The organism is Streptomyces sp. NPDC048415 (assembly GCF_040651675.1).
GTDB lineage: Bacteria > Actinomycetota > Actinomycetes > Streptomycetales > Streptomycetaceae > Streptomyces.
Window position 1 is genome coordinate 1 of record NZ_JBEZKJ010000087.1, and the last position, 22,026, is coordinate 22,026.

General features: G+C 70.4%; 20 protein-coding genes. 9 read left to right on the top strand and 11 right to left on the bottom strand.

Features of this window, described 5'->3' with window-relative positions:
* Positions 1-91: 91 nt before the first annotated feature.
* Entirely contained in the window at positions 92-1,012 is a 921-nt protein-coding gene (locus AB0D27_RS36160) for a LysR substrate-binding domain-containing protein (RefSeq protein ID WP_362517130.1), read from the bottom strand.
* Between the two features lie 196 nt (positions 1,013-1,208).
* Between AB0D27_RS36160 and AB0D27_RS36165 the strand changes: the two genes are divergently transcribed.
* The 6 genes from AB0D27_RS36165 (at position 1,209) to AB0D27_RS36190 (ending at position 7,737) form a co-directional block, all read left to right on the top strand.
* Positions 1,209-2,105 (top strand): SDR family oxidoreductase, encoded by an 897-nt coding sequence (locus AB0D27_RS36165; protein ID WP_362517133.1) that lies wholly within the window; start codon positions 1,209-1,211, stop codon positions 2,103-2,105.
* A 76-nt stretch (positions 2,106-2,181) separates the two neighbouring features.
* Positions 2,182-3,387 carry a PP2C family protein-serine/threonine phosphatase gene (locus AB0D27_RS36170; protein WP_362517135.1) on the top strand — a complete coding sequence of 402 codons (1,206 nt, stop codon included), beginning with the start codon at positions 2,182-2,184 and terminating at the stop codon, positions 3,385-3,387.
* A 101-nt stretch (positions 3,388-3,488) separates the two neighbouring features.
* Complete coding sequence (locus AB0D27_RS36175) at positions 3,489-3,977, top strand: DUF5709 domain-containing protein (RefSeq protein ID WP_362517138.1); 489 nt, start codon at positions 3,489-3,491, stop codon at positions 3,975-3,977.
* Between the two features lie 74 nt (positions 3,978-4,051).
* Positions 4,052-4,612 (top strand): 2Fe-2S iron-sulfur cluster-binding protein, encoded by a 561-nt coding sequence (locus AB0D27_RS36180; protein WP_362517141.1) that lies wholly within the window; start codon positions 4,052-4,054, stop codon positions 4,610-4,612.
* The gene (locus AB0D27_RS36185; RefSeq protein WP_362517144.1) at positions 4,609-5,601 is read left to right on the top strand and encodes a xanthine dehydrogenase family protein subunit M; all 993 of its coding nucleotides are present in this window, start codon (positions 4,609-4,611) and stop codon (positions 5,599-5,601) included. Before AB0D27_RS36180 ends, AB0D27_RS36185 begins: the two co-directional genes overlap by 4 nt.
* 36 nt (positions 5,602-5,637) lie before the next feature.
* The gene (locus tag AB0D27_RS36190; RefSeq protein ID WP_362517147.1) at positions 5,638-7,737 is read left to right on the top strand and encodes a xanthine dehydrogenase family protein molybdopterin-binding subunit; all 2,100 of its coding nucleotides are present in this window, start codon (positions 5,638-5,640) and stop codon (positions 7,735-7,737) included.
* Positions 7,738-7,754: 17 nt separating this feature from the next.
* On the opposite strand, the gene ligD is transcribed toward AB0D27_RS36190, so the two are convergent.
* On the bottom strand, positions 7,755-8,762 hold the full coding sequence (gene ligD / locus AB0D27_RS36195; RefSeq protein ID WP_362517150.1) for a non-homologous end-joining DNA ligase: 1,008 nt from the start codon (positions 8,760-8,762) through the stop codon (positions 7,755-7,757).
* Positions 8,759-9,388, bottom strand: coding sequence for a DNA polymerase ligase N-terminal domain-containing protein (locus AB0D27_RS36200; protein WP_362517152.1), 630 nt, complete (start codon positions 9,386-9,388; stop codon positions 8,759-8,761). Before AB0D27_RS36200 ends, ligD begins: the two co-directional genes overlap by 4 nt.
* 223 nt (positions 9,389-9,611) lie before the next feature.
* On the opposite strand from AB0D27_RS36200, the gene AB0D27_RS36205 reads away from it, so the two are divergent.
* On the top strand, positions 9,612-10,778 hold the full coding sequence (locus AB0D27_RS36205) for a hypothetical protein (RefSeq protein WP_362517155.1): 1,167 nt from the start codon (positions 9,612-9,614) through the stop codon (positions 10,776-10,778).
* Positions 10,779-10,814: 36 nt separating this feature from the next.
* Here the strand turns inward: AB0D27_RS36205 and AB0D27_RS36210 are convergent, their stop codons facing one another.
* The 8 genes from AB0D27_RS36210 to AB0D27_RS36245 form a co-directional block, all read right to left on the bottom strand.
* Entirely contained in the window at positions 10,815-11,420 is a 606-nt protein-coding gene (locus AB0D27_RS36210; protein ID WP_362517158.1) for a GPP34 family phosphoprotein, read from the bottom strand.
* A gap of 96 nt (positions 11,421-11,516) precedes the next feature.
* Positions 11,517-12,770, bottom strand: coding sequence for a serine hydrolase domain-containing protein (locus tag AB0D27_RS36215; protein ID WP_362517161.1), 1,254 nt, complete (start codon positions 12,768-12,770; stop codon positions 11,517-11,519).
* Positions 12,771-13,126: 356 nt separating this feature from the next.
* Positions 13,127-13,249: a type B 50S ribosomal protein L36 gene (gene ykgO, locus AB0D27_RS36220; RefSeq protein WP_362517163.1), complete on the bottom strand. Its 123-nt coding sequence runs from the start codon at positions 13,247-13,249 to the stop codon at positions 13,127-13,129.
* 54 nt (positions 13,250-13,303) lie between these two features.
* A complete protein-coding gene (gene rpmG / locus AB0D27_RS36225; RefSeq protein ID WP_362517166.1) occupies positions 13,304-13,468 on the bottom strand; it encodes a 50S ribosomal protein L33 in 165 nt (54 codons plus the stop codon).
* 128 nt (positions 13,469-13,596) lie between these two features.
* Positions 13,597-14,280 (bottom strand): class F sortase, encoded by a 684-nt coding sequence (locus tag AB0D27_RS36230; protein WP_362517169.1) that lies wholly within the window; start codon positions 14,278-14,280, stop codon positions 13,597-13,599.
* Between the two features lie 113 nt (positions 14,281-14,393).
* Complete coding sequence (locus tag AB0D27_RS36235) at positions 14,394-15,173, bottom strand: hypothetical protein (protein WP_362517172.1); 780 nt, start codon at positions 15,171-15,173, stop codon at positions 14,394-14,396.
* 228 nt (positions 15,174-15,401) lie between these two features.
* On the bottom strand, positions 15,402-16,835 hold the full coding sequence (locus AB0D27_RS36240; RefSeq protein ID WP_362517175.1) for a lipase family protein: 1,434 nt from the start codon (positions 16,833-16,835) through the stop codon (positions 15,402-15,404).
* Between the two features lie 539 nt (positions 16,836-17,374).
* Positions 17,375-17,830 (bottom strand): MarR family transcriptional regulator, encoded by a 456-nt coding sequence (locus tag AB0D27_RS36245; protein ID WP_362517177.1) that lies wholly within the window; start codon positions 17,828-17,830, stop codon positions 17,375-17,377.
* A 168-nt stretch (positions 17,831-17,998) separates the two neighbouring features.
* Here AB0D27_RS36245 and AB0D27_RS36250 point away from each other — a divergent pair, with 168 nt between their 5' ends.
* On the top strand, positions 17,999-19,444 hold the full coding sequence (locus tag AB0D27_RS36250; protein WP_362517180.1) for an MFS transporter: 1,446 nt from the start codon (positions 17,999-18,001) through the stop codon (positions 19,442-19,444).
* Positions 19,445-19,673: 229 nt separating this feature from the next.
* Entirely contained in the window at positions 19,674-21,863 is a 2,190-nt protein-coding gene (locus tag AB0D27_RS36255) for an FUSC family protein (RefSeq protein ID WP_362517219.1), read from the top strand.
* Positions 21,864-22,026: the final 163 nt, after the last annotated feature.

The window sequence follows — 22,026 nt, forward strand, 5'->3', positions numbered from 1 at the left end:
AAGACCCCAAGCCGTTCATCTGGACCAAAACAGCCGAAGAAATCCTCGACTCCCTCGCCCGCCTCTGCCGACGGATCTCTGGCGCAGGACACTAGGCCGCACCCGCCGGTTCGGCGGGGCTGGGACCGGTGAGGAGGGCTTGGGCGGACTTGCGGAAAGCCGCCACGAGGCGGCTGTTGTCACCGGCGCGGGTCGCCAGGACGACATGGCTCGGCTCGACGCCCTCCAGGGCAACCGTGGTGAGGTCGGGGCGCAGTCTGTTGCCTCGAACGCCGGCCGTGATGGCCACGGCCTGCCCGGCGGCGATGACTTCGAACTTGTCCTCGAGAGCCTCGACGAGGGGACCGTCGGGTGCCCGGCGCCCGTCAGGCCGGGGGTCGATGCGCCAGAAGGCGCTCCAGACCGGGTCGGACTGCTGCACTCGGGGCAGGGGTTCGTCGGCGATGTCGTCGAGGGTGACGGATTCCTTGCCGGCCAGGCGGTGGTCCAGCGGTACCACCACCACCCGGGGCTCGTCGTAGAGGACCGTGACATGCAACTGGTCGGTCGGGAACGGCAGTCGGGTCACGACCGCGTCCACCCGGCGATCGAGCAGCGCCGCGCGCGGTTCGTTCCAGTCCAGGTGCCGGCTCTGTACGTCGGCGTCCGGGTGCCGGTGGCGCAGGTCGCGCACCGCCGGGGTGACGATGAGGCCCGTCGTGTACCCGATGGTGATCCGGCTGGGCTGGGCGGCGGCCCGGGTGAGCGCGGCGGCCTGGTCGGCCGAGCGCAGCAGGGCCTTGGCGCGGGGCAGGAAGACCTCGCCGGCCTCGGTGAGCCGGCTGCCCTGCGGGGTGCGGTCCAGCAGGCGGGCGCCCAGTTGCTGTTCGAGGCGGCGGATCTGCCGGCTCAGGGACGGCTGGGCGATGCGGAGGGCTACGGCGGCGCGGCCGAAGTGGCGGTGGTCGGCGACGACGGTGAAGTACCGCACCAGCCGCAGATCGAGGTCTGCGGGAGACTGCGAGTCAGGCATGCCTTCATCGTATCGCTCGATACTCGCGATCGACTGCAGAATCGCTTTCTGAACTGTGGTGATGCCCGAAACGTATTGACCGATGCGGAACAGGACTTGGACGGGGACTCCCGCTGATCGCAAGCTGGATTCACCGGCCGGGCACCACCGGTGCCCCATTGGGTCGGCCCTCATCGCTGTGTTGAAGGAGTGCACCATGCGTGTGTTCGTCACGGGCGCGACCGGATTCATCGGTAGCGCCGTCGTCCGCGAGTTGCGGGGCGCGGGGCATCAGGTCCTCGGCCTCGCCCGGTCGGACAAGGCCGCCGCGTCGCTGACGGCCGCCGGGGCCGAGGTGCACCGCGGCGCCCTCGATGACCTCGACAGCCTGCGCGGCGGGGCGGCCGTGTCGGACGGCGTGATTCACACCGCCTTCGTCCATGACTTCTCCGACTACGCGGGCGCCGCCCGGACGGATCTGCGTGCCATCGAGGCGCTCGGCGAGGCGCTCGCGGGATCCGGCCGGCCGTTCGTCGTCACCTCCGGGACCGCCGGTTGCCGACCGGGTCTGGTCGCCACGGAGGAGGACGAATCCGATCGCGAGGCGCCCGCGGCGGTCCGGATCCCGTCGGAAGCGGCAGCGCTGTCGCTGGCCGCGCGCGATGTGCGCGTCTGCGTGGTGCGGCTGCCACCGTCGGTGCACGGCGAGGGTGATCACGGCTTCGTCCCGGCCCTCATCGACATCGCCCGGACCAAGGGCGTCTCGGGATACCCCGGCGATGGCTCCAACCGCTGGCCCACCGTGCATCGCCTCGACGCCGCGCGTCTGTTCCGGCTGGCCCTGGAGGCGGCACCCGCGGGGGCACGCCTGCACGGAGTCGGCGAGGAGGGTGTGCCGGTTCGTGAGATCGCCGACGTCATCGCTCGGAACCTGGGGCTGCCGGTGACCGCCGTTCCGCGTGAGAAGGCGGTAGACCATTTCGGCTGGCTGGGAGCCTTTCTGTCGATGGACGTCCCGGCCTCGAGCGCCCTGACCCAGAAGCAGCTGGGCTGGAATCCCGTGGAGGCCGCGCTCATCCCGGACCTCGAAGAAGGTCATTACTTCAACGACTGACCGAGTACGTCCCGTCTCGCCCGTTGCCGGCGCCCCGCAGGGCGGCAGCCGGGCGGGTAGGGGCAAAATGGGATATGTGGGTGTCCTGCGCGCGTCAGTGGACCGCCTCGTGGAGCAGCCGTCGGGCCGCGGCCTTGTGGCGATCCCGCTCGCGCTGATCTTCGTGATCACGATCGTGGACATCCACTCCCCCACCAATATCCATCTGGGTCCGCTGCTGGTCATCGCGCCCGCACTCACCGCCTCCCTCAAAGGGCCGCGGCCGACCGCTCTGGTCGGAGCGCTGGCTCTGGCCGCCCAGGTGTTCATCGCGGTGGTCCACGGGGGTCTGACCACGACCAACCACGTGGCGCAGATCATCGCCCTGTTCGTGCTCTCCGCACTGGTGGTCTTCGTCTGCCACGTACGGGAGCGGCGCGCCCAGGAGCTGCTCCGGGCGCGCTCGGTGGCCGAGACCGCGCAGCGGGCCCTGCTGCGGCCTCCGCCGCGCCGTATCGGTCCGTTGCGGGTGGCCTGGCTGTATCTGGCTGCCGAGGACGAGACCCAGATCGGGGGCGACCTGTTCGCGATCGCCCGCGCCGCCCACTCCTCCACCCGGGTGATCATCGGCGACGTACGGGGCAAGGGCCTGGCCTCCATCGGCGAGGCATCGGTGGTGCTCGGCGCGTTCCGTGAAGGCGCTCACCGGTACGCCACCTTGTCCGAGCTCACGGCGGCGCTCGAAGTGAGCGTCTGCCGTGACCTGGGGGAGGTGGCCGATACCGAGAACGATCCCGGCGAACACTTCGTCACCGCGCTCGTACTCGACATCCCCGACCACGACCCCCAGGCGGAGATGATCAGCTGCGGCCATCCCCCGCCCCTGCTGCTGCACGATCACGAGGTCACGGTCCTGAACGCCCGCCGCCCCATCCCCCCGCTGGGCATGTGCGAGGTGCCCGCCTCGAGCCACCGCGCCGACCCCTTCACCCTCGAGACCGGCGACATCCTGCTGCTCTACACCGACGGCGTCATCGAGGCCCGCTCACCCGCGGGCGTCTTCTACCCGCTGGCCGAGCGCGTCGCCGCCTTCCCCGCCTCCAGCCCCGACGCCCTGCTGCGCCACATCCACGCCGACCTGCTCAAGCACATCGGCGACCAGCCCGCCGACGACGCCGCCCTCCTGATCATCGAACGCACCGCCTCCGCCCACTTCCACCGCCCGCACCGCCCCGTCCAGCCATTCGACGGAATCGACCGACAGTGCCCGAGCGGTGCGGCCTCCCTGCCCACAGAACGCTGATCAGGAGCCCAAAGCCTGTGACGGGTCGGAACGTGTGGGTCCGCCCAGCCTGGATACCTGGAATGAAGGTGCCTGAATCCGTCCGAAAGGTCCCACGCATCATGGGTAGCCAGAATCACGACGACGTCATGGGCGACGAGGTCTACCAGCCCGAAGGCCCCGACGACCGCGAGGACGAGGGCATCCTCGACCCGGAGGACACCCTCAACGAGCGGGGCAGCGACCCCTACGACGAGGGCTGGTCACCGCCCGAGCGCCCACTCGGGGTGGAGCACCAGGGCACGACCGCGCGTGAGCAGCGCGAGGGCGAGACCCTGGACGAGAGGCTCGCCGAGGAACGTGCGGATCCGGCGCTGGAGGACCCCGCAGCGGACAACGGTCTGGGCGATCTCCCGGGCGGAGAGGGCGAGCCGCGGGACGACGAGGTGGGGGCGGACCGGGCGGGCCGCCTGGTGGCGCCGGACGAGGGCGCGCACGCGGACGCCGAGAAGGACATGGTCGCCGAGGATGTCGGCATCGACGGCGGCGCGGCCTCCGCGGAGGAGGCCGCCGTCCACCGGATCCCGGACGAATACGACGGTTCGCCGTAGCGGTCGGCAGCCTTCGGCTGGCTGCGACCGGCACCGTCCCCGCCTGAGCATCCCTTCCGTACCGGAGGTCTTCCATGGATCCCGAATCCGCCCGCGGCACCTCCACCGCACCCGACCGCCACCACTCCGAGGTCACACTTCGGGTGAACGGCAAACTGCACACGCTCACCGTCGACCACCGCTCGGTCCTGCTGGATGTGCTGCGTGAGGATCTCGATCTCACCGGCGCCAAGAAGGGCTGTGACCACGGCCAGTGCGGTGCCTGCACAGTCCTGGTCCAGGGACGCCGCGCCAACAGCTGTCTGCTGCCGGCGGTCGCCCTCGACGGCAGCGACATCACGACCATCGAGGGGCTGGCCGGCGACGGCGAAGAACTCCACCCGCTCCAGCGCGCCTTCCTGGACCGCGACGCCTTCCAGTGCGGGTACTGCACCCCGGGTCAGATCTGCAGCGCCGTCGGCGCGCTCGCCGAGGCCGCGGCCGGCCACCCCTCGCACGTCACCGACCCGGCCACCCCCTCCGGCCCGCCCGTACCGCTGGGCCGGGACGAGATCCGCGAGCGGCTCAGCGGCAACCTCTGCCGCTGCGGCGCCTACCCGCACATCGTCGAAGCCGTCGAGGACGTGATCCCGTGAAGCCCTTCGGATACGTGCGCGCGGGCAGCCTCGAGGAAGCGGCCGACGCATATGCCTCGCACCCCGGCGCCCGGTATCTCGGCGGCGGCACCAACCTCGTGGACCTGATGAAGCTCGGCGTGGAACAGCCCGCCACCCTCGTCGACGTCAGCCGGCTGCCCCTGGACACGGTGGAGGAACTGCCCGACGGCGCGCTGCGGATCGGGGCCACCGTCCGCAACAGCGACCTCGCGGCCCACCCACTCGTCCGCGACCGCTACCCGGTGCTCTCCCAGGCACTCCTCGCGGGCGCCTCCGGGCAGCTCCGCAATATCGCCACCACCGGCGGCAACCTCCTCCAGCGCACCCGCTGCCCGTACTTCCAGGACACCGGCAAGCCGTGCAACAAGCGCGAGCCGGGCAGCGGCTGCGGCGCCCGCGATGGCGTCCACCGCGACCACGCCGTGCTCGGCCACTCCCCGCTGTGCATCGCCACCAATCCCTCGGACATGGCCGTCGCGCTGGCCGCTCTCGACGCGCACATCGAGCTGTACGGCGCCGACGGCGAACGTACCGTCTGGGCCGCCGAGTTCCACCGGCTGCCCGGGGACCATCCGGAGCGGGACACCGAGATCCGCCCCGGCGAGCTCATCAGCGCGGTGGTCCTTCCGGCCGCCTCCGCCGGGCTGCCCTCGCTCTACCGCAAGGCCCGCGACCGGGCTTCGTACGCCTTCGCCCTCGCCTCCGTCGCGGCGGTACTGCGTGTGACGGACGGCGTCGTCCAGCACGCCGGGATCGCGTTCGGCGCCCTGGCGCACCGGCCCTGGCGCGCCCATCGCGCGGAGGAGGCACTGCTGGGCGCCGCGCCCACGGCGGCCGCCTTCGAACGAGCGGTGGACCTAGAACTCGCCGCCGCCCAGCCGCTGCGCGACAACGCCTACAAGGTGCGTCTGGCCCGCAATCTCGCCCTCGACGTCCTGGCCCGGCTCGCACCGCCGACCAGCACCTGAACCGGACCTCGAACCCGGCACCACCAGGAGGACTCCATGGCCGACACCGGTACCGCGCTGGGCGCTCCCGCGGAGCGCCGGGAGGGCCGGGACAAGGTCACCGGTCTGGCCCGCTACGCCGCCGAACACACCCTCCCGGGCCGGGCCCACGCGTGGCCCGTGCCCGCCGCGATCGCCCGTGGCTCGGTCCGCGCGATCGACACCACTGCGGCGCTGCGACTGCCCGGGATCATCGCCGTACTCACCCATGAGAACGCCCCGCGGCTCGGCGACGCCGACGATCCGACGCTCGCCGTCCTGCAGAACTCCCATGTACCGCACCGCGGCTGGCTGATCGCCCTGGTCGTCGGCGAGACACTGGAAGCGGCCCGCGCCGGCGCCGCCGCGGTCCGTGTCGAGTACACCGAGCAGGACCATGACGTGACGCTCACCGAGGACCATCCCTGTGCGTACGTACCCGAGGAGGCCAACGGCGGCTACCCCGCCCGTACCGAACACGGCGACCCCGAGGGCGCCTTCGGCTCCGCCGCCGTGCGCGTCGACGCCGACTACCGGGTGCCGCCGCTGCACAACCACCCCATGGAGCCGCACGCGGCCACCGCCCGCTGGGACGACGGCAGGCTCGTCGTGCACGACTCGAGTCAGGGCGCCACGGTCGTACACACCGTGCTGGCCGCGCTGTTCCGGCTTCCCGAGGAGCACGTCACCGTCGTGTCCGAGCACGTCGGCGGCGGTTTCGGGTCCAAGGGCACACCGCGCGCCCACGTGGTTCTCGCCGCCATGGCGGCGCGCGAGACCGGGCGCCCCGTCACGGTCGCGCTGCCGCGGCGCGCGATGCCCGCCGTCGTCGGCCATCGCGCGCCCACCCTGCACCGGGTACGGCTGGGCGCCACCCCGGAGGGCACCCTCACCTCGCTCCTTCACGAGGTCACCACCCACACGTCCCACGTCAAGGAGTTCGTGGAGCAGGCCGCCGTGGCCGCTCGCGTCATGTACGCCGCACCGCACAGCCGCACCAGCCACCGCGTCGTACCGCTGGATGTACCCACCCCGTCCTGGATGCGCGCACCCGGCGAGTGCCCGGGCATGTACGCTCTGGAGTCGGCCATGGACGAACTCGCGGCCGCGCTCGGCATGGACCCCATCGAGCTGCGCATCGCGAACGAGCCCGACACCGAACCCGACAGCGGCAAGCCCTTCAGCAGCCGGCACCTCGTCGAGTGTCTGCGCGAGGGTGCCCGGCGCTTCGACTGGTCGCATCGCGATCCCCGTCCGCGCTCCCGTTCCGCGGGTCCGCTGTTCGTCGGATCGGGGGTTGCGGCCGCCACGTACCCCGTCCTGATCTGGCCCTCCACCGCCTCCGCGCAGGCGCTGCCGGACGGGACATTCACCGTACGCGTCAACGCGACGGACATCGGCACCGGGGCGCGCACCGTCCTCGCGCAGATCGCCGCCGACGCCCTCGGCATCCCGCTGGACCGCATCCGTATCGAGGTCGGGAACAGCGACCTGCCCTCCGCCCCGCTCGCCGGCGGCTCCTCCGGCACCGCCTCCTGGGGCTGGGCGGTTCACGAAGCCTGCACTCGACTGAAAGCCTCCCTGGCCGAGCACACCGGTCCGCTGCCCGAGCGGGGCCTCACGGAGAGCGCCGACACCGCCGGGACCGCGGACGCGGACAGCGCCTACGCACGGCACGCCTTCGGCGCCCACTTCGCCGAGGTCACCGTCGACACGGTCACCGGGGAGGTCCGGGTAAGCCGTCTACTGGGTGTGTACGCCGCCGGGCACATCCTCAACGCCCGTACCGCCCGCTCCCAGTTCATCGGCGGCATGACCATGGGCCTGGGGATGGCGCTGACCGAGGGCAGCACGATGGACGCCGCGTTCGGCGACTTCACCGAATCGGACCTGGCCTCGTATCACGTGCCGGCCCATGCCGACGTACCCGCCGTCGAGGCGCACTGGATCGACGAGGACGACCCCCATCTCAACCCGATGGGCAGCAAGGGCATCGGCGAGATCGGGATCGTGGGCACGGCGGCGGCCATTGGGAACGCCGTCCACCACGCGACGGGGGTCCGCTACCGCACTCTGCCCCTCACCCCGGACCGGGTGCTGGGCGGCCTGAAAGCCTGACGGCACACTCCCGGCGCTCAGGACGGGCGTTCGCGGACGACGTCCCGCGCCGTCTTGTCCTCGCGCAGGCCGAGGAAGCGGGGGTGTCGCAGCATGCCGTCGCGGGTCCACTCGGTGAACGCGATCTGCGCGACGAGGGTCGGCTCGACCCAGTGGGCGCCGGCTTCGCGTACCCGGTCGGCGAAGGGTGGCGTCGCCGTGCGCAGATCGTCGAGGCGTGCGCGCAGGTCGAGGAGCGTGCGACGGTCGAAGCCCGTACCGACCTTGCCCGCGTAGCGGAGCCGGTCGCCCTCGTAGTAGCCCAGCAGCAGAGCGCCGAATCCGACGCGGCTGCCCGCCGGTTCGGTGAAACCGCCGATGATGAACTCCTGGCCCTGGGAACACTTGAGTTTGAGCCAGTCCGTGGAACGGCGCGGCTGGTAGCGGCTGTTCGCGCGTTTGGCGATCAGCCCTTCCCAGCCGTGGGCGCAGGCGTCGGCCAGCAACCTGGCGCCGCCCTCGTTGCGGTGCGGCGTCAGCCGCAGCGGTGCGCGGTAGGTCAGGGCGCGGCGCAGCAGGGACTTGCGGATGCGCAGGGGCAGCGCCCGGGTGTCGGCGCCCTCCAGTCGCAGGAGGTCGAAGACGTAGTACGTCACAGCGACACCGCTCGCCTCGATGTCACGCGGCCTGGTCAGCCCCATACGCTGCTGAAGGCGCGCGAAGTCCGTGCGGCCCTTCGCGAACGCCACGATCTCGCCATCGATGGTGAAGTCCGTGCACTGCTGCGCGGCGAGCGCGTCCACGATCTCGGGGTAGGTGGCGTTGAGGCGCCTGCCGGTGCGGGAGAGCAACGTGACGCGCTCGCCCTCGCGGACGGCGAGGACGCGGATGCCGTCCAGCTTCCGCTCGAAGATCCACTCGTCCGGGAAGTCCCGCTTGTCGCTCAGCGTGGCCAGCATGGGAGTGGCGGCCAGTTCCGCGCCCGGACGGGCCTCGCGCAGCAGCTTGGCGTGTTCCGCGGGCAGCGTACCCAGCAGATCGGTCATCGCCTCTCAGCCCCTTGGCTTTCCGCGGCGACCTGGTGGAGCGTACGTCCGCTGCGCACCGAGCGGGCCCGGCGCGGATCGGGGGTCGCCCGGCCGTCGGTGCGAGCCCACTCGTCCTTGGCCTTCACCAGCAGCCAGGCCTCGCCCTTTCCGCCGTCCTTGCCACCCCGGAACCGGGTGAGCGCGTACTCGCCGCGCAGTTTCGAGCCGTGGAGCCGGAAGGTGGCGTGGCCACGCTCGATCGACTCCTCGAAGGGGACCGGCCGGCCACGCCGGTCATGGCTCAGGGGCTCGTAGGTGCCGTGGTCCCAGACGATGACGGTGCCGCCGCCGTACTCGCCCTCGGGGATCACACCCTCGAACTCCTCGTACTCCAGCGGATGGTCCTCGGTGGGCACGGCGAGCCGCTTGTCCCCCGGATCGGTCGAAGGACCCTTCGGCACCGACCACGACTTCAGTACGTCGCCGACCTGGAGCCGGAAGTCGAAGTGCATCGTGCTTGCATCATGGATCTGCACCACGAAGCGAGGCTTCTCCTCACCGGCCGGCCGCCGGCCGCGGGGCTCCTCGGTACGGTCGAAGTCACGTTTGCCGCGATACGTCCGCAGCGCATCCTTGTCACTCACGCCGAGTCGCCTTTCCTCGACACATCGGTCCCGACGAGACGATCCATGCCTCGGCGGCGCACAGTCCTTGTTCCGGGTACCCCACAGGCATCCACCCGTTCAGGAATCGGGCAAAGTCCCCCAAGACAGGATGTCCGTGACCCGTGCGGACCTCGCCCGTCGGCCCGTGACCTGCCCTGACCATACTGGGAGGGCACACCGCTCCCCAGCCGCGAAGTGACCCATGTCGAAGTCCTCCCCCGACCATCCCACGGCCCCGGACACCGTCTGGCTGGCAAGCGGGCGCCATGCCGGACCCGCCCCGCAGGAGGTCCTTCGGACCAACCTCCGCACACTGAAGGACAGCGGGACGATCCAGGACTTCCTGGAGCCCGAGAACTCCGCACCGTCCGACGAGCATGTCTTCGAGGCCCGCTGGCAGGTGACCGACGCCGTCACGGTACGGGCGCGGCTCATCACCGACGGGCGCGAGCGCACGGACGAAGAGCGGCGCTGGACGCTGGTGGCCGAGGCGGAGCGGAGCTGGGATCCCGCGTGGCCCTCCCCCGCGACCATGTTCTGGCCCGAGAAGAGCGACCTCTCCTGGGACCACGACAGCGTGGCCGGGCTCCGTCTGCAGGACATCAACCCGCTCCCCAACGACGACGCGGCTCTGCGCCGCCTGCTCAGGAACGCCGCGCGCCACAGCTGGAGCATCAACGTCGTCGTCCACGAGGCGATGACTCCCGACCACCGCGGCCGCCTCCCACTGGCGCGCCTCCTCCCGCCGGGACTGCGGCATCGCGTCGTGGAACACCGGGCCGCCCCGGAGCAGTTCCAGGCCGTGAACTGGGCGCTGAAGAACGACCTGGGGATGTCGCTTCCGCGCGGCGGCGCCGTCATCCTGCCCGGCGCACCGGCCCGGCTCGGCTACGACGAGCAGGCCTTCACCGTGCGCAGCGTGTTCCTCGACGGATCGGAGCCGACGGAGCTCCTCGACAAGGTCGTACGGTACGACGCTCTGCCCCGGCCGCTGCCAAAGGAAGCGGCGCACGCCCTCACCGCGCTCCGGGAGGACTGGCATCTGCTGACCCTCGAAGAGGAACTGGCCCACGCACGCGCGCTGGTGGATGCCTATGCCGAGGCGCTCGACGCCATGACCAAGTCCCGCGATCTGTACCGCGAGGCGACCGAACTCGCCCATGCGGCGCTGGCCGAGATCAAGGAGTCCAAGGGGACGACCTCGTCCGTACGCGAGAGTGGGCGCGGACAGGACGGGCGCTCACCGCATCCGCTCACGAAGACGCTTCAGCGCGTCACGGGCACCCTGCGCGCGCGGCGCACGCCGCGCGACGACGCTCGCACCCAGGACGTGTCCGACCGCGAGGACAGCACACGCGATTCCATGTGACCACTGACGCACGGGCGGACCGCGCGCAGGCATCCCTCACGCGCCGCGCCAGATGTTGGAGAACGCCGCGTTCTCGATGGCCCGACGTTGGCGCACGGCCTCCAGTTCCATCACCGCGTCGTGGACGGCGGCCACCACCGTCGTCACCGCGTCGTCGACGGGGCTCGGGGAGTCCGAAGTCTGTTCGCCGTGGATTCCGACGACCGCCGCGAGGGCGGCGAGGACGGGCTCGTCCGATGCCCAGCGGCTCATGGCCCGGCGCCGAGCGGGCGAGTCGGCCAGCGTCATCTGGTCGGCGCTGAAGGACAACCGGCTGCGCCGTTGCCGCGTGAGCTGGCCGCTCTCCTCGAGCGCGGTCAGATAGGCCGTGGACAGATCCCGGCCCCGGCGCCACAGCCAGTCCTCGACCCGTTCGTACGGCACCTGGCGATGAAGCGACGCCGCGGCCTGGCCCAGGAGCTGATCGTCCGTCGTCGGCTGACGGGCCGGCACCATCCGGTCACCGTCCAACTCGATAGCCTCGTCACCGAGGAGATCGATCACCTCGGCTCCCGCGAGGGCGAGCGACAGGTCGCCCTGCCCCACGGGACGGCTCGGCTCCTTGTCGATGGCGATGATGAACAGGTCCCTGGCCGTGGTCATGAGCGGCTCCCCTCGGAGTCATCGGCGATGTCGCGTCACCGCGCGGTCGACCGCATTGGAGACCCTACAAGCACGGCCGTCGGGTAAGGATCAGGCTTACCGAGCGGCGGGCTGGGCGGGCAGGTTGAAGACGTGCCCAGGAGAGACGATCTTCGTGATCGCCTGGCCGAAGAGTGTGCTGGGCTCGGAGCTGTCGTGGTTGATGTCGGTGTTCAGCAGCACGACGATGGTCGCCTGGGACGAGGGGAGATAGATCGTCAGGGTCTCGTAGCCGGGCAGTGAGCCGTTGTGCCCGATCCAGCCCTGGACGTTGAAGATACCGAGGCCGTATCCAGCGCCCGGAATCGTGGTGGGCTGCGTGGTGAGCCGCTGCTTCTGCGTGGCGGGGCTGATCAAAGTGGTGCCGTCGGGCAGGACGCCGGTGGCGACCGTGGGCGCCCAGACACGCAGATCCTGCAGGTCGGAGATGATCGCACCGGCCGCCCAGCCCCAGGAGGGGTTCCAGTTCGTGGAGACCTCGACCTTCCCGCTCGCGGTCTGGTCCGTGTAACCCTGCGCGTGCGGGCTCGGGAACGTCGCGTCGACCGGGAAGCTCGTGTGGTTCAGACCGGCAGGCACCAGCACGTTCTTCTGGATGAACTCCCCGATCGGTGCGCCGCCCACCTTCTCGACGACCAGGCCGAGCAGGATGAGGTTCGTGTTGCAGTAGGAGAACTTCTCGCCCGGTGGGAACAGCACGGGATGCTTGAAGGCGTAGTCGAGCAGTTGCTGGGGGGTGAACGGCAGGCGCGGATCGGACGTCAGCGCTTTGAAGAACCCCGGATCCTCCGAGTAGTTGAAGAGCCCGCTGCGCATACCGGCGAGCTGGCGCAGTGTGATCTTGTCTCCGTTGGGCACGCCGCCGATGTATTTGCCGATCGGATCGTTCAGGTTCAGCTTGCCCTCGTCGACCAGCTTCAGCAGCGCCGTCACCGTGAACGTCTTGGTCTCGCTGCCGATACGTATGTACAGATCCGACGACATCTTCTGGCCGTTGCTCTTGTCGGCCACGCCGAACGAGCGCACGTGGCTGCCCTTGTCAGGGGTCCACAGCCCCACGGTCACGCCGGGCACGTTGGCCTCCCGCATGACCTGTTGCACGGCATCGTCGACTTGTCGGGTCACATCAGGGGTGAGCCGGCGGAAATCAGCGGCCGACGAATCGGAGGGTGAGGGGGGTTCGGGTGAGGCAGCGGCAGGCGCGAACGCGGGCGCCCCGAAAGCCGCGCCACCCGAGACCGGTGATACCAGCGCCCCGACCGCCACGAACATGACGGCCCCCCTGCGCAGTCGTCCGCACCAGTGCGTCATGAGCTGACTCCAAGTGCATGAATGACGAGCGAGTCCTTTTGCGGCCGGACCTCGGCACAGAGGCGCCTCGGCACACGTGGGCCGCGGCACGGAGGGGCGCGGCACAGACCGGATCTTGGCGCAGACCGAACCTCGGCACAGGCCCTCGGCACGGGCCGATCTCGGTACGGGGCGCACGGCGGCGACACATCGCGGGGCCACCGTCACGCCGTAGGCAACAAGCCTCAAAGTCCTACATCACCAGCATAGGAGCCTCGGCGGCAGGCCGCCCGTCGGACCATACGTCCCAACATGCGGGGCGGCCCGGCCCCGCTATGGGCGAGGGCCGGGCCGGCTGTCTTCTCCGCGGTACTGGGTCAGCCCTGGCGGGCCTTGAAGCGCGGGTTCTTCTTGTTGACGACGAAGATCACGCCCCGTCGACGGACCACCTGGGCCCCGGGCTTCGACTTCAGCGAGCGCAGGGACTTGCGCACCTTCATGGTTCTGCTCTCCTCCTGCTCAAGGCCGCCTGTACAGGAGGCGGCCCGGTTGGCTCAGCGCTCCTCCCGGAAAGCGACGTGCTTCCCGGCCAGCGGGTCGTACTTGCGCAGGACGAGCCGCTCGGGGTCGTGGAGACGGTTCTTGCGCGTCACGTAGGTGGCGCCGGTCCCGGCCGTCGACTTCAGCGTGACGACGGGGCGCATGTTGTTGCGTGCCATGAGGTCCTCCCTTCGCCCACATCGCGCGGTCCTTGTCCCGCGCATGCCAGCTACGTGTGCTGTAACAGCCGACCAGGTCCCGACATTCCCTCGCGCCGGGGCCCCTGATTCACGTCCTCTTGATCGGTTCAGATGAGGTGGGCGAAGACCACCAGGTTGTCGGTGTAGTCCTTCACGTCGTGGTCGTAGTCACCGGCGCAGGTGATCAGCCGTACCTCGGCCTGGGCCGTGTCGGCGTACACGCGCCGGTTGGGGAAGTGGTCCTTCTCGAACGTCTCCACGCTGTCGATCACGAACGAGGCCGTACGTCCGTCGGCCCTTTTGACGGCGAAGTGGTCCCCCCTCTCCAGCTCGCCGAGGTCCGCGAACACGGCCGGAGCCGTTGCCGTGTCGACGTGCCCGGCGATGATCGACGTACCCGCCTCTCCAGGAGACGCCCCGGCGGCGTGCCAGCCGACGAGGTTCACGTCGTCGGCGGGCGGGGCTTCGAGGTGGCCGGTGCGGCCGATGGCGAGGGCGGTGAAGGGTGCGTCCACGGAGATCTTCGGGATGAGCAGTCGCGTCGGTTTGGCCCGCGGAAGATGCTTTCCCGACTTGGGCACGGCGGGCAACGAGGGCGCCAGTGCCGCAGCCGTGCGGGGCGTGCGCGAGGTGCCGGACGGTTGGCCTTGACCGCCGAGCAGGCTCACGGCCAGGGCCAGGATGCCGACGGACCATAGGAGCCACGACACGCGGACGCGGAGGCCCCTGCGGGACAGAAGGGACTCGACAGGGGTGTCGGCAGGAGTAAGGGGGGACAACCGGGCTGCCATCGGGGACCACCTCACTAGGACACGGCAGCGGAGAGCACAGCACTACGAGGGCCGGCCGGGCCGCCGCGATGTGCGTACGCGGCGGCCGCGGCTGTTATGTCGTCGGACGTCGGTCAGGACGTGCCATCGGCAGCCTTCTTGCGGCGCATCGCGTACGCGCCCGCGCCGGCGACGGCCAGGACGCCAAGCCCGCCGGCGGTGACGCCCGGCGTGGCGAGCGCGCCGCCACCGGTGTGCATGCCGCCGCTGGGCTTGCCGCGCTCGCCACTTGAGGAGTCCCTACCGTGCTCGTCACTCGAGGAGTCCTCACCGCGCTCGTCACTCGACGAGTCCTTACCGTGCTCATCACTCGACGAGTCCTTACCGTGCTCATCACTCGAGGAATCCTTGCCGTGCTCGTCACTCGAGGAGTCCTTGTATGTCTCCGGGTCGAACTTCGCGTCCTTGGTCCAGTCGTCCTCGTTCACCGCGGTGAGCGCGCCGCCACCGGTGTGCATGCCGCCGTTGGGCTTGCCGCGCTCGCCACTGGAGGAGTCCTTGCCGTGCTCATCACTCGAGGAGTCCTTGCCGTGCTCGTCACTCGAGGAGTCCTTGCCGTGCTCGTCACTCGACGAGTCCTTGCCGTGCTCATCACTGGACGAGTCCTCACCGCGCTCGTCACTCGAGGAGTCCTTGGTCCAGTCGTCCTGGTGCAGTGTGGTGAGCGCACCGCCACCCGTGTGCACCCCGCCGTTCGGCTTGTCGTGCCTGCTGTCCTTGTCGTGCTCCTTGCTATAAGAAGAGTCATCGTTGTTGTCCCAGTCACCTGCCGTGGCGGCATAGGCGCCTGGTGCGGCGATCGCTAGGGCGGCCGTGGCCGTCGCGGTAGCGAGGAGCATGCGGGCAGAGCGCATCGTCTGTTCCTTCCGCCGCAGCCGGGCAGCTGGCACTTTGTCAGCTCATGAGAACCCGACCCCGACGTGATCCACCGTCAGCCAGTCCTGCGCTCCCCACCACTCGAGCCGCTCACCCGGGTCACACCCCGCGGCTCACACCTGCCCGGCCGCCGATTCACCCCCTCCGGGCATCCCCGACAGGCCTGACCTGGCGATTCGTCACAAATTGACGAGCAGTTGGACTCATCAGGGCCGGCGCGGCAGTGACGCGCAGCCGGAGGTGACCGGCTTGCCGGAGAGGCGGTCGGTCAGCCACGAGATGGCACTGCCCTGGTCGACGATGAGCGGCACCAGGTGATTGGTGAGGAGTTTGTCGCCGAGGTTGGGCAGGTCGACCGGCTTGTAGGTGACGTCCGCACCCTTACGGCACCAGTCGACCGCCAGCCGGCGCGCTTGCGCGTGTCCGACGATGTCGTCCTTGACGCCGGTCGCGATGCGTACGGGGCTGCCGGGCTTCAACGAGCCGATGCGCTGTGTGGCGAGAAACGCCTGGAGTCTCGGCTCGGCGGCGATGATGTCGGCGAGGGGCTTGCCGCTGGTCGTCCATTTCGCGCTCTTGGTGAAGCCATAGGTGAGGATGGCGTCCCCGACGCACATGGTGGACACGTCCTTGAGTACAGCCTTGCCGGTGGCGTTGATGTCGGCGTCCGCGATGTCCCGCAGGGACGGGTCGCTCTGGACGAAGCCGTTGATCGACCAGCCCAGTGCGCCGGCCAGGGCACTGCCGTCGATGCCCTTCATGACTTCGGTCAGGTCCGCGGGCGGCGCGCCGGCGTAGGTGCCGGCCAAGTTGACGTCGGGTGCGTACGAGGGTTGCAGTTCGGCGGCCGCGGCACTGGCGCCGCCGCCCTGGCTGTAGCCGTACAGGCCCACACGGGAGGCCGAGGTGATCGACGCTCCGGCGACCGCGTGGGCCGCGCGGGCGGCGTCCAACAGGGCGTGCGCCTCGTCGAGACGGTTGACGTAGGTGTGGAGCCGGTCCGTCGCGCCGAGGCCGGTGTAGTCGGTGACGACCACGGCGACGCCGGCGGCGAGGAGGCGGTAGATCGCCACGTCCTCGTATCCGACGGACAGGGTCTCGCCGTTGAGCGTGAGCGGGTGCTGCAGGGCCAGCGAGGCGGCGCACTGGTCGCCCTGGCCCATGGTGCCCGGTGCCAGGGCGACCAGCGGGCGCGGGCCGGCGCCCTTCCAGGCCGCGGAGGGTTCGAGGTAGGCGCCGGTGACCGCGACGGGACGGCCGTTGGAGTCCGTGGACTTGTACATCAGCCGCGTCGCGGTGCCCGGAAGGGGACCGCCCAGGCCCGGCAGACTGAGGTCGAGGGGCAGTGGCTCCGTACGGATCAGGGCGCCGTCGGCGGCGGGCAGCTCGGCCGGCGGGTGGTAGAAGGCCGGGATGTCCACGCCGCGGGAGGTCACTTCGTCCGCTGCCGTATACGCCGCGGCGGGTGTGGTCCAGGCGCCCAGGCATACGGCGGCCAGCGTCGCCAGCAGGCGGTTGCGGACCGGCGCGGCGAGTTCTCTTACCCGCGCCTGAGGCTCACCCCACCGACCGACCAGGTGCCGGTGGGGGGAGTCGCTGGAGGTCGAACGCACACGGAAGGTCTGAAACCGTCGTCCCACGGCTCACTCCCTTGGTTGCTTTTACGGAAGGCGTGGGCACGCTAACCCCGATGGGTTACCCGAGGTAACCCGTCGGTAAGTTACGCTACGGTAACTGCGGTTCGAGCAGATGACGGTGGACAGCCGCGGAACCGGCGTCCTCTGACGTCCCGTTCGACGCCGACGGTGATCCATGGCCGGCCCCTGCCGGCTCATCGGCGCCGGGCCTGCGGATGAGAAGACGGGCCACCTCGAACGTCATCTCGGTGGTGTCCTCGAGCGGGGCGAGTGACAACGCCCGGCGCAGACGGACAGATTGACGATGAGATGGGCGTGCCAGTGCGTACCCGCCCACTCCGCGCCCGTCGGCGAAGACGCGGTTGTCGTTCACCCACCACACGACGGAGTGAGCCCCGGACTCGACCCGCAGGTCCACCCAGGCTCCCGACTGGACGGCGTCGGCCCGGTGATACCGGTGACGGGTCGAGAATCAGGGCCGCGATGTTCCAGGCGTCGCCCTCACCCCGGCCGCACCCTCGGTGGTCGTCCGGCTCTCGGGGTCACGGTCGCGGCCAGGGGCGTCCGCCGATGCGTTCGATGTCGGTGTTGAAGCGCCTCAGATACGAGGCGAAGGCGGCGATGTCCGTCTCCGACCAGTCGGCCATGATGCGGTCCAGGGACCGCACGAGCCCTTGGCGCTCCTCGTCGAGCAGGCGCTCCCCCTCGCCCGTGATGCGGAACTTGCGGGCCATGCCTCCCTCGGGGTCGGGGATGCGCTCCACGAGTCCGGCGCGCATGGCCGCCGCGGTCTGCCGGTTGAGGGTGGAGTCGTCGAGTCCGAAGGCGTCGCTCAGTTCACCGATCGACATCGGCCCCTGGACACGGATACGGCTGAGCAGGATGTAGGCGCTCCGCTCCAGCACGCCCTCCTTGGTACGACCGCCCTTGTGGTGCAGGAGTCCGTGGCGGCTCAGCAGCATCTGCTCGTACTCGACCTCGTGTGTGGGCCTGACCATCCGCCTGCCGCCTCCCGCTCTCTCCTGAACCGCGTGGACGTCACGTTACGGTGCGGCCCGACCTCATCCGCACACGGCCATATGCGTGAGCCACATCGTATGCGCGATACATACGACATGTACGATGCACATCCTTGTCCCGCAGACAGATACGCGAGGAGTCCCCTTATGGACGCCCCCCAGCCGTCAGCCCGCGCAGGCGGCGTGGTCGCCACGCTCGCCTTCGCCGGCACCGTGGCAGCGATCATGCAGACACTGGTCACTCCGCTCATCGCCGAGTTGCCGCAGATGCTGCACACCGCGCCCTCGAACTCCGCGTGGGTGATCACCATCACCCTGCTGGTGTCGGCCGTCTGCGTACCGGTGTCCGGCCGCCTGGGCGACCTGTTGGGCAAGCGACGGATGCTGCTCGCGTGCACCGTCCCGCTGGTGGTGGGCTCCGTGGTGTGCGCGCTCTCCTCTTCCCTCACCCCGATGATCATCGGGCGTGGCCTGCAAGGCATGGGCATGGGCATGCTGCCGCTGGGCATCGCCCTGCTGCGTGACGTACTGCCGGCCCAGAAGCTGAGCTCCTCCATCGCGCTGGTCAGCGCCTCCATGGGCATCGGCGGCGGCCTGGGCCTCCCGATCTCCGCGGCGGTCGCGCAATACGCCAGCTGGCGCGTGCTGTTCTGGGGCTCCGCGGTGCTGGCCGTGGTGATCGGCACGCTGGTGTGGTTCCTCATCCCGGACGTACCGGCCAGTGCCAAGGGTCAGCGCTTCGACGCACCCGGCGCGCTCGGTCTCGGCGTCGGCCTGGTCTGCCTCCTCCTCGGGATCTCCAAGGGCGCCGACTGGGGCTGGGGCTCCGCGACGACGCTCGGCCTGCTCCTCAGCGCCGTCGTGGTCTTTCTCGCCTGGGGCGCGTGGGAGTTGCGGACCCAGGACCCGCTGATCGACCTGCGCACCACCGCCCGTCCCCGGGTGCTGTTCACCAACGTCGCCTCGATCTTCGTCGGATTCGGCATGTACGCCAGCATGCTGATCATCCCCCAGCTGCTGCAGTTCCCCGACGCCACCGGCTACGGCCTGGGCCAGTCGATGCTCGCGTCCGGCCTGTGGATGGCCCCCGGCGGCATCATGATGATGATCGTCTCTCCGTTCGGCGGGAAGCTCACCGACGCCCGCGGTCCGAAGTTCACGCTGATCTGCGGTGTCCTGGTGATCGCCCTCGGCTACGGCCTGTCGCTGGCCCTGATGGGCTCCGCCTGGGGGCTCATGATCGTCGGCATGGTCATCAACAGCGGCGTCGGCCTCGCCTACGGGTCCATGCCCGCCCTCATCATGAGTTCGGTCCCACTCTCCGAGACCGCCGCCGCCAACGGCTTCAACACGCTGATGCGTTCGCTCGGCACCTCCATCGGCTCCGCGGTGGTAGGCGTCGTACTGGCCCAGATGACCACCACCATGGCTGGCTACAGCTTCACCTCCGAGAGCGGCTTCCGCACCGGCCTCATGATCGGCGGCGGCGTGGCGCTGGTCGCGGCGGCGATCGCGGCCGTCATCCCGGCGGCCCGCGCCCTCGTCGGCGGCGGCAAGGCCGCCACGCCCGAAGCGGCCACGGTCGAGGCCTGAACCGGACTTCGACCCCGGTGCCCCGCAGGCCGCCGGGGTCGAAGACGTACGGCCCTGCCCCCGCGCCCGCACGGCGGGGCCGACGCGGGGCGCGCGTTGACGCGTGCCATGCTGGAACTCCGGATCATGACGGAGAGCGGGAAACGGCAGCGTGAGGACAGTGACACGGCCGAGCCGGACGGCGATCTGGGACCGGTTCTCGGCATCCGACCCCGGGCTGCTCAGGCTCATGGCCGGACTGCGGACCGTCGGCGCCATCGCGCTCACGCTCGCGGTCCTGGCACTCCTCAAGGCCGATGTGAGTCACATGGTGGCCGGTGCCATGGCGGCCATGGTCGCGACCTTCGCCATCAAGGAGAAGCAGCGCGGCCGGCAGGCCCTCACGCTCGCGCTCGGCCTGCCCGTGGCGCTCGTGGCGATGTCGCTGGGAGCGCTGCTGAACACCGAGGTCGTCGCCGGCGACCTCTTCTTCATCGCCCTGATCTTCGCCGCGGTGTACAGCCGCCGGTTCGGTGAACGCGGCACGGCGCTCGGACTCATCGGGTTTCAGATCTACTTCGTCTCCTTGTTCGTCAGAGCCACCGTCTCCGCGCTGCCCGGACTGTGCGGCGCGCTGGCCGTCGCGTTCGCGTGCAGCGCCATCGTGCGGTTCGCCCTGGTCGTCGAGACACCCGAACGCGTCCTGCTGCGCCTGCGCGAGGCCTTCCGGGCTCGTCTGGCCCAATTGGTGTCCGCCCAGATCGAACTGCTCGACGCCGGGCCCGACCGCGTCGAGAAGGCCCTGGAGGACGTACGCCGGCACACCGCGCGACTGCATGAGAGCGCGATGATGATCCAGGGGCGGCTGGAGGAGGGAACCAGCGACAGCGCCACCGCCTCACTCGTCCAGCGCCGCGTGGCCGACGCCGAGATCGCCGCCGAACGGCTCGGCGTCCTGATCCTCACCGCCCGCAGCGCCGAACGCGCCGACACGCTCACCCTTCATCTGCCGCACGCGCCCGTGCCCGCGCCGGGCAACCGGCTGCGGGCGCAGGACGACACCACCGCCACGTTGCGCCGTGATCTCAACGCGCTGCGCCTGCTCGTCGTACGCCCCGTCTCCCACGACCGGGGCACGGGGCTGGCCCATCTGCGCAACCGGCTGCTCGGCTACCGGGACGAGGAGAATCTGCCGCGCGCCTCGGCCGCCGTCCAGGACGTCTTCCGCGGCATCGGAGAGGCGGCGCGCTCCGTCCTCGGCCTGCGGCTGGCCCTCGACGGGCCCCAGGACGAATCCGACGACACACCCGCGACGACCCGTTCCCGCGAGGAATTGGAGGCCGAGGACGTCGCCATCTCCCAGGCCGAGGAGAGCGAGTCGGACAAGGGCGGCCGCAAGGGGCTGGAGCGTCCCACGACCCGAGCCGCCGTCCAGGTGTCGGTGGGTTCGGCCCTGGCCATCGTCGGCGGGGAGTTCCTCTCCAGCCAGCGCTGGTACTGGGCGGTGCTGACCTGCTGGGTGGTCTTCCTCAACACGGCGTCCACCGGGGAGATCCTCGTCAAGGGCTACCGTCGGCTGCTGGGCACCGTGCTCGGAGTCGTCGCCGGTGTCGGCCTGGCGGGTCTGGTGGGCCACCACACCTGGACGGCGTTCGCCCTCGTACTGCTGTTCATCTTCGCCATGTTCTTCACCGCGCCCCTGTCGTACGCCCTGATGTCCTTCTTCGTCACGGCGATGCTGGGGCTGCTGTACACGCTGCTCAACACCTACAGCCCCGAGGTGCTCGTCCTGCGCATCGAGGAGACCGCGCTCGGCGCCGCCTGCGGTGTGATCGCGGCCGCGCTGGTCCTGCCGGTGCACACCGATCGCCGTACCGACGAACTCCTCGGCACGGTGCTGACCCGGCTCGGTGATGTCTCCCGGGCCGCGGTGGAGCAGCTGAGCGGCGGGCCCGCGCGCGATCTGCTGGACAAGGCCCGCGACCTCGACACGGCGCTGGACGATCTACGGTCCTCCACCCAGCCGTTGACCCATCCGATCACCCCGCTGCGGTCCCGCCGGCAAACCGCCCGCTATCTCGTCGCCCTGCTGGAGACGTGCGCCTATCACGCGCGTGCACTGGCGGCGACGGCCGAGCTCCTGCCGTACAGCAAGACCGTCGCGGCCGACCCTCGCCTGAAGGGAGCCGGCCGCCGCATCGCCCACAACATCGACGTCCTCGTCGCCCGTGTGAAGGACGACGACACCAGCGGCGTGGCCGAGACCGGCGCGAGCCTCGCCGCCATGCTGGAGACGGACCCGGCTCGGCACGACCGCGTCACGCACCGCGTCCTCAGACATCTGCAACGCCTGGACGAGGGCGTGATCGGCCTGGCCCGCCCGCTCGGAGTCCCGGTCTCCACACCCGACAGCGCGTCCCCCCGGGGCCACGCCTCGTAGAGCTCCACCGGGCGGAGCCTCGTGGTAGCCGAGCCGGTCGGCGAGTGCCGCGACCCGCAACGGCTCGTCGACCGGGGTGTCGTCCTCGCGCGCCACCGCGACCACACTGATCTCCGTTCGCTTCACCGTAGTCACCGGCGGCACGGCGACGAAAGGGTGCGGC